Origin of the sequence: Saccharopolyspora sp., from assembly GCF_017434145.1 — a bacterium.
Taxonomy (GTDB): domain Bacteria; phylum Actinomycetota; class Actinomycetes; order Mycobacteriales; family Pseudonocardiaceae; genus Saccharopolyspora_C; species Saccharopolyspora_C galaxeae.
In genome coordinates, this window is sequence record NZ_JAFRFW010000490.1 from 1 (window position 1) to 7,658 (window position 7,658).

Annotated in this window: 9 protein-coding genes and 1 pseudogene; 9 read left to right on the forward strand and 1 reads right to left on the reverse strand. The window is 68.6% G+C overall.

The features are described from left to right. A partial coding sequence (locus IJH84_RS13660; RefSeq protein ID WP_295144898.1) for a glycerate kinase occupies positions 1 to 179 on the reverse strand: 179 nt, incomplete at its 3' end. Positions 180 to 388: 209 nt separating this feature from the next. Here IJH84_RS13660 and IJH84_RS13665 point away from each other — a divergent pair. The 9 genes and pseudogenes from IJH84_RS13665 to IJH84_RS13705 all read left to right on the forward strand — a co-directional run. Beyond that, positions 389 to 664 (forward strand): hypothetical protein, encoded by a 276-nt coding sequence (locus IJH84_RS13665; protein ID WP_200068470.1) that lies wholly within the window; start codon positions 389 to 391, stop codon positions 662 to 664. 82 nt (positions 665 to 746) lie between these two features. Next, entirely contained in the window at positions 747 to 1,097 is a 351-nt protein-coding gene (locus IJH84_RS13670; protein ID WP_200068469.1) for a helix-turn-helix domain-containing protein, read from the forward strand. 87 nt (positions 1,098 to 1,184) lie between these two features. Further along, positions 1,185 to 1,682: a 2-oxo-4-hydroxy-4-carboxy-5-ureidoimidazoline decarboxylase gene (uraD, locus tag IJH84_RS13675; protein WP_200068468.1), complete on the forward strand. Its 498-nt coding sequence runs from the start codon at positions 1,185 to 1,187 to the stop codon at positions 1,680 to 1,682. Continuing rightward, positions 1,679 to 2,002, forward strand: a complete 324-nt coding sequence (gene uraH, locus IJH84_RS13680) for a hydroxyisourate hydrolase (protein WP_200068467.1) — start codon at positions 1,679 to 1,681, stop codon at positions 2,000 to 2,002. Before uraD ends, uraH begins: the two co-directional genes overlap by 4 nt. 6 nt (positions 2,003 to 2,008) lie before the next feature. Continuing rightward, the gene (gene pucL / locus IJH84_RS13685; RefSeq protein ID WP_295144885.1) at positions 2,009 to 2,899 is read left to right on the forward strand and encodes a factor-independent urate hydroxylase; all 891 of its coding nucleotides are present in this window, start codon (positions 2,009 to 2,011) and stop codon (positions 2,897 to 2,899) included. A gap of 160 nt (positions 2,900 to 3,059) precedes the next feature. After that, positions 3,060 to 4,394, forward strand: coding sequence for a nucleobase:cation symporter-2 family protein (locus IJH84_RS13690; RefSeq protein WP_295144889.1), 1,335 nt, complete (start codon positions 3,060 to 3,062; stop codon positions 4,392 to 4,394). Positions 4,395 to 4,507: 113 nt separating this feature from the next. After that, positions 4,508 to 5,785 (forward strand): VanZ family protein, encoded by a 1,278-nt coding sequence (locus tag IJH84_RS13695; protein ID WP_295144892.1) that lies wholly within the window; start codon positions 4,508 to 4,510, stop codon positions 5,783 to 5,785. Between the two features lie 215 nt (positions 5,786 to 6,000). Beyond that, positions 6,001 to 6,996, forward strand: coding sequence for a glycoside hydrolase family 43 protein (locus tag IJH84_RS13700; protein ID WP_295144895.1), 996 nt, complete (start codon positions 6,001 to 6,003; stop codon positions 6,994 to 6,996). A gap of 404 nt (positions 6,997 to 7,400) precedes the next feature. Next, positions 7,401 to 7,658, forward strand: a pseudogene (locus IJH84_RS13705) (hypothetical protein); the annotation flags it as partial.

A 7,658-nucleotide genomic window follows, 5' to 3' on the forward strand; every position in this document is an offset into this window, starting at 1 on the left:
ACCGGCACCGATTTGTAACCGGCGGCGAGCGCGGCCTGCACGGTTCCGTCGCCGCCGTCGGCGACCGGCGTCCGCCGCACCTCGATCCCGGGCATCCCTGCGGCCAGCGCGTCCGCGACACCCGGGGCGGTCAACGACCCCTTGAACTTGTCCGGCGCGATCAGGACGGGACCGGGCACGGTGCTCTCCTCACTGACGACTGGTTACCCGCACATTCCACCCGACTCGCCCGATCAGCGGAAGCCCGCTTGATCACTTCTCACCTTGCGGAGCAGGCCGGGCCGCTCGTGGATCTGCTCACCGGCAGCTCCGGACCGGCCCGGTCGCCCTCGTCCGGCGTCGTAGGCTGGGCGGAATCCGGCCCGCCCCGCACTCGACGGAGGCCCCCATGCACCCGACCGAATCGCAGGTCACGGCCCAATCACCAGTGACGGCCGAGTTCACCACCGAGCCGTTCCGCGGCGAGGGGGAACCGCCGCAGCACGCGGTGGCCGCGCGGGACCGGCTGCGGGCGGCCGGGCTGGAGCCGGACTTCGGCCCGCTCGGCACCTCGGTCACCGGCCCGCGCGAGACCGTGCTCGGCGCGCTGTCCGGCGTCTTCGACACCGCGTTGGCGGCCGGGGCGAACCGGATCACGCTGCAGATCACCACCGACGAGCCCTGATCGGTGCCCCCTGATCTGCGCCGGGCGCTGCCCCACCCGCTGCGCACTCCGTCCGCGGCGCACTCCTTATTAGGCTGTTCGCGTGCATGAGTTGGCTTCCGCGATCGAGCCGCTGCTGACGCGGCTCGACGCCACCGCAGTTCCGGTCGAGCAGCGGGAAGCCGGCGACGTGCTGCTGTACTGGGAAGGCGAGCCCGCGCTGGCGGTGCGCCTACCGGGCGCGGAGCTGACGAGCGCGCTGGACCGGCTGATCGCCGAGGTGGAGGCGGAGCTGGGCGCGCGCCTGCCGGAGCTGGAACGGGCCGAGAAGCAGCGGGCGGTCCGGCTGCTGGAGGAGCGCGGCGCGTTCACGTTGCGCAAGTCGGTGGAGTCGGTGGCCAAGGCGCTGGGCGTCAGCCGATTCACCGTCTACAACTACCTCAATCGCGAATAGCCCTCCCCACCAGCAATTTCAACAAAGTGTTGACACCGTTCGGCGGTGGTCGTAGCTTCCTTTCCCAACGAAACGGAGGGGAGCCCGATGTCCGCACCCGACCGGTTCAACACCGCGGATCGGCCCGCGCTGCTCGCCGAGCTGCGGGCGTGCCTGGACGTGCCGCGCTGGGCCGCAGTGGTCGCCGACGCCCGGCCGTACGACTCGTCGCGGGAGCTCCGCGACCGGGCCGACCAAGCCGCCCGCGACCTCACCGACGACGAAGTGCACGCCGCGCTGTCCGCGCACCCGCGGATCGGTGAACGCCCTTCGGGGCAGGGCGCGGAAGCCGCGCACTCGAAATCGGAGCAGTCCGGTGTGGACTTCCGGGACGCGGAGCTGGCGAGCGCGCTGCGGACGGCGAACGCGGAGTACGAGGACCGCTTCGGCCACGTCTACCTGGTTTGCGCCAGCGGCCGCAGCGGTGCCGAATTGCTGGAGGTGCTGCGCTCCCGGCTGCACAACGACCCGCGCACCGAGCTGGGCGTGGTGGCCGACGAACTGCGCAAGATCGCGCTGCTGCGATTGGAGAAGGTCCTCGAATGAGCGCTGTGACGACGCACGTGCTGGACGCCGCGCTGGGCCGCCCGGCGACCGGCGTCACCGTCCGCCTGGCCGGCGCGGAGTCGACGTTGGCCGAAGGCGTCACCGACGGCGACGGCCGGATCCCGGAGTTCGGCCCGGATTCGCTGGCCGCGGGCGACTACGAGGTGATCTTCGAGACCGGCGACTACTTCGCCCGCCAGGGCACCGAAACCTTCTACCCGCGGGTCCGGATCCCGTTCCGGATCACCGATCCCGCCCAGCACTACCACGTTCCGCTGCTGCTGAGCCCGTTCGCGTTCTCCACCTACCGAGGGAGCTGATCCTCAATGGGCATCGTCATGGGACCGAATCAGTACGGGAAGGCCGAAGTCCGCTTGGTGGCGGTGGATCGCGCCACCAGCAGGCACGGCCTCCGCGATCTGACCGTGAGCACCGCGCTGCGCGGGAAGTTCGACGAGACGCACTACACCGGCGACAACACCAACGTGCTGCCGACCGACACGCAGAAGAACACCGCCTACGCGTTCGCCAAGCAGGCCCCGATCGGCGCGATCGAGGACTTCGCGCTGCGGCTGGGCAGGCACTTCATCGACACGCAAGAACCCGTGCACGGCGCGCGCGTGCTGGTCGAGGAACACCCGTGGGCGCGCATTCCGGTCGGCGGCGAGGGCCACGACCACGCCTTCCACCGCGACGGCGACGAGGCCAGGACGGTCGCGGTCACCTTGGACGGCTCGGTGTCGCACGTCGTCGCGGGCCTGAAGAACCTGGTGGTGCTGAAGTCGACCGGCTCGGAGTTCTGGGGCTACCCGAAGGACGAGTACACCACGCTGCAGGAGACCACCGACCGGATCTTGTCCACCGCTGTGACCGCGCGCTGGCGCTACCTCGGCACCGACGTGGATTGGGACAAGAGCTTCGGCGAAATCCGCGCCACCATGCTCGAGGCGTTCGCCACGACGCACAGCTACGCCTTGCAGCAGACGCTGTACGAAATGGGCCGCTCGGTGCTGGAAAAGCACCCGGAGGTCGCCGAAGTCCGGTTGTCGCTGCCGAACAAGCACAACTTCCTGGTCGACATGACCCCGTTCGGGCTCTCCAACGAGAACGAGGTCTTCTTCGCCGCGGACCGCCCGTACGGCCTGATCGAGGGCACCGTGACCCGCGACGACGTCGAACCCGCCAAGGCCGCCTGGTACAGCCTCCCGGAGTTCTGAGGCAACCGGCGAATTCCGCCGGCAGTTTTCTCAACTTTTCACCACTCGCGATTCCGCGCGCCCTGGAACGGGCGATCAGCGTTGATCCGACGGAAAACCCGGCGAGGGCTCCTCCCGGGTAGCACTCGAGCCGAAATCCCTCCCGGCCTAGGAGTCCGCGATGGCCCTCGAAGAAGCAGCCGCCGTGCATCCGGTGGACAAGATCCCCCCGCCGCCCAAGATGGCCGCGTTCGGGTTGCAGCACGTCGCCGCGATGTACGCGGGCGTGGTGGCGCCGCCGCTGATCATCGGTGAGTCCTTGGGGCTGTCCGCGGTGCAGCGGACGTTGCTGATCGGCGCGAGCCTGTTCACCGCCGGGCTGGCGACTCTGCTGCAGTCGCTGGGGATCTGGCGGATCGGGGCGCGGCTGCCGTTCGTCAACGGCGTCACTTTCGGCTCAGTGGCACCGATTCTGGCGATCGTGGCGCAACCGGTGAGCGGCAACCCGCTGTCGGTCGTCTACGGCGCGGTGCTGATCGCCGGTGTGCTGGCGTTCCTGGCCGCGCCGTTCTTCTCGCGCCTGGTGCGGTTCTTCCCGCCGGTCGTGAACGGCACCGTGATCACGCTGATCGGGCTGTCGCTGATGCCGGTGGGCATCAAGTGGATCGCCGGGCAGAACCAGTCCGCACCGGACTACGGCTCACCCGCGCGGATCGTGCTGGGCGCGGTGACGCTGGTGCTGGTGCTGCTGCTCAACCGGTTCCTGAAGGGCTTCTGGAACCGCATCGCGCTGCTGATCGGCCTGCTGATCGGCACCCTGCTGGCGTGGCCGTTCGGGCTGGTGGACACCTCGACGTTCGAGCAGGCGCCGGTGTTCCACCTGCCGATGCCGTTCGAGCTGGGCACGCCGTCGTTCAGCGTCAGCGCCACGCTCTCGATGTGCGTGGTGATGCTGGTGGCGATGATGGAGAGCACCGCGGACATGATCGCGCTCGGCGAGATCGTGGACCGCCCCGCCGATGAGAGCACCATCGCGGCCGGGTTGCGGGCCGATGGCGCGGGAAGCGCGATCAGCGCGCTGTTCGGCGGTTTCACCTGCAGCGCGTTCGCGCAGAACATCGGGCTGGTCGCGCTCACCAGGGTGCGCAGCCGCTTCGTCGTCGCCGCAGCGGGCGGGATTCTGGTGCTGCTCGGGTTGTTCCCGATCGCGGGCGCGATGGTTTCCCTCGTACCGCAACCGGTTCTGGGCGGCGCCGCGCTGGTGCTGTTCGGTTCGGTGGCGGCCAGCGGGATCCGCACGCTGGGCCGCGCCGACCTCGGCGATCCGTTCCAGCAGCTGATCGTGGCCGCATCGCTGGGCATCGGACTGATCCCGGTCGTGCAGCCGGAGTTCTACGAGCACGCCCCGGCCGCCCTTCGCACGGTCCTGGATTCCGGGATCAGCACCGGCTGCCTCGCCGCTCTCGTGCTGAACCTGCTGTTCTCCCGCAGAAAGGCAGCGGCCGAGGCCTCCTAGCGCAGGGACCGGTCCGCGAACCCGAAAAAGCCGACAAGGGTTATCCCGAAGGTTCGCGGAATCCCACCGGATCGTTCCCGGAACCGCCCGCGGCGGCGGAATACTGACGGCCCGTGCTCGAGACCTATCTGCTACCGATCCGCGCATCCGCATTGATCTTCCCGGCGCTGGCGTTCGTGATGCTCGTCCCGGTCGCGGTCGTGCTGTATCGCCGCCACGGCGTGATGCGCTGGTCGGCGTTGTCCTTCTACACGTTCGCGTATTACGGGATCGCGACATGCTGCCTCGTCATCATGCCGCTGCCGAGCGGGTCGGTGGACGTGTGCACCAAGTACGCGAAGATGCGCGAGCCGCAGCTGATCCCGGGTTCCACGTTCGGCGACGTGTGGAAGGAAGCGGACCACCAGTTCACGCTGAGCGCGCTGATCCTCACCAATCCCGCGGTCTACAAGACCGTCTTCAACATCGCGCTGATCGTCCCGCTCGGCATGTTCCTGCGCTACCTGCTGCGCTGGGGCCTGCTACCCACGACGCTGGCGGGCCTGGGCACTTCGCTGCTGTTCGAGATCTCCCAGTACACCGGGTTGTTCGGGATCTATCCCTGCCCGTACCGGCTGGCCGATGTGGACGATTTGATCGTGAACACCTCCGGTGCGGTGATCGGCTGGCTGCTGGCCGGTCCGATCGTGCGGCGGCTTTCGCACCCGCGGCACTTCGACGATCGGGTGCTGGCGCGGCATCCCGTCCCCTTCGGGCGGCGCGTGGTGGCACTGCTGCTGGACTGGACGGGCTGCTTGGCGTGCGCGGTGGTCGCGGCGTTCCCCGCATACTGGATGTCCGTCGACTTTCGCCTGATGTCGGGCGCGGCAGCGGTGGTCTTCCTGGCGTGGTTCGTGGGACTGCCGAGGCTGACCGGGACCACACCGGGCAAGTGGCTCCTGCTGCTGCGACTGACCACTGCGGACGGAAAGCGGCCCACGGCCGGTAAGTTGCTGTTGCGCGCCTTGCTGATGGCGCTTCCGGTCGTGCCGCCCATGGCGATGTACGGCGGAGGGGCGCTGGTCCTGCTGGTCAACCTCGTGTCCGAAGCGGACGTGTGGCGAGGGATCGTCGCGCAGATCCAGCAGAACCCGGCGTACGTGCAGCAGCAGGTCTTCGACACGTTCGATGGCCGCACGCTGGTGCGTTGCCTGGTGTTGGCGGTGCCCGTCGTGTTCATCCACATCGGGCTCGTGGTGTACGCGGTGGTGGTGCGGCGGAATCCGCAGGACCGCAGCGTGCACGAGCTGGCCTCCGGGGTGTCGAACTCCGCGCTGCCGCACACCCGCGCCACGCGCGAATCCGCGCCCGAAGCGGACGAGGTCGAATACGCCACCGCAGCCGAGAAATGACGCACTCCCCGTGATCTCCGCCCGCATTCTGCGCACAATCAGGTGATCCACTCCCCCGATCTTTCCGAGTGAACGGACCGTTCGACCGATCTGGTCGGTCGAGCGGTCCGTTCACTCATGTCCGCTCGCTCGGACGGGTGTCACTCGTGAGGTGAACGTGACGGGCGAGGTCGGTGGGGCGCGACTGAACTGGCACGGACACCGAAGGAGGGACCGTGCCGCGAAAGCGCTCCAGCGTCAGCCTGCTCGCCGCCATTCTCCTGCTGATCTTGTCGCCGAACGCGCAAGCGCGCGAACCGACCAGGGGGCCCGAGTTGGCACAGCAGGTCATCAACCGCAATTTCCCCGATCCCGACGTCTTCACCGAGGACGACACCTACTACGCCTACGCCACCAACACCGGCGGATATCACGTGCAATTGGCGACCGCGTCGGATCCGGCCGGTCCGTGGCAGCAACGCCCCGACGTGCTCCCGAAACTCCCGCCGTGGATCGGTCCTTCCGAGTCCGGCAGCCTGAACATCTGGGCGCCCGATGTCAGCGCCCGCGACGACGGCACCTACCTGCTCTACTACACCGCGAATCACGCGCCTTCCGGCAGGCAATGCATCGGTGCCGCGGTCGCGGATTCCCCACTCGGCCCGTTCGAGCCGACGAGTCCGGAACCGCTGATCTGCGCACCGGGCCAGGGCGACGTGATCGACCCGGCGAGTTTCGTCGACGACGACGGAAAGCGGTATCTGCTCTACAAGGATTCCCGTGGCGCGCGGGCGCGCAGCGGCCCGTCGACCATCCACTTGCGACCGGTCGCCGCGGACGGACTCACCCCCGCGGGCGCGGACGTGTCGTTGCTGAGCGCGGACCGCCCGGAGGAGAACGGTGTCGTGGAGGCTCCGACGCTGGTGCGCCGCCCGGAGGGTTACGTGCTGTTCTACTCCGGAAACACCTTCGACAGCGGGGATTACTTCACCAACTACGCCACCGCGCCGAGCCCGACCGGCCCGTTCACCAAGGCTCCCGGCACGTTGCTGAGCAAAGAAGCCTTGGGCGGCTCGGTCCGCAATCCCGGCGGTCAGGACGTTTTCGACGACGGCGGCCGAATCGCGTTCCACGGTGATCTGCCCGCGCCGCCCGGCGATCGCGGGCTCCACGTGGGCGGGCTCTCGTGGAACGGCTTGAATCCGGTGCTGAGCCCGGACTCCCGAACTTGACCGACTCCCGAACTTGACCGACTCCCGCGCGACCGGACTCCCGCACTGAGCGACCGCGCGCGGAATACACCCGATCGTGGCCTGCGCAAACCGTTCAATCCGAAGGTGGCGCGGGCTAGAGTTCCGATCAGTCCCACTCCGATGGCGCGCGATCTCCTTGCGAGGCAACCGGATGGGGCAAGGGAGGGAGCGGACCCGGCGTCCACAGCGGACACCGGGTCCGTTTTATCGTGTTCACGCTGCTCCATTTGTCCTAGTAGGACTGCGCCGGTCAGCGCATTCTGCGATCGGACGGTGACAGGACGCAACGATCGAAGTCAGGCTGTCGTTGTTGCCTTGAAAAGTTTCACCAATCTCGGGAGCAGCCCATGCGCTTGCGAGCCCTCGTAGCAACGGTCGCCGGAGTGACCGCGTTGGCAGCGCCGACCGCCTCGGCCGCCGACACCACCGACCCCCTCGCAAGCCAGCAGTGGGGACTCGACCAGATCCACGCCGCGGATGCCTGGAACAACAGCACCGGCGCGGGCCAGACGATCGCCGTGGTCGACACCGGTGTCGACATGGGACCCCCGGACCTGCAGTCGCAGCTGGTGCCGGGCGCGATGTTCGCCTGCGGCGGCGGGCCCGCGCCGTGCGGCAACGGCGACTGGCGCGGGCCGGAC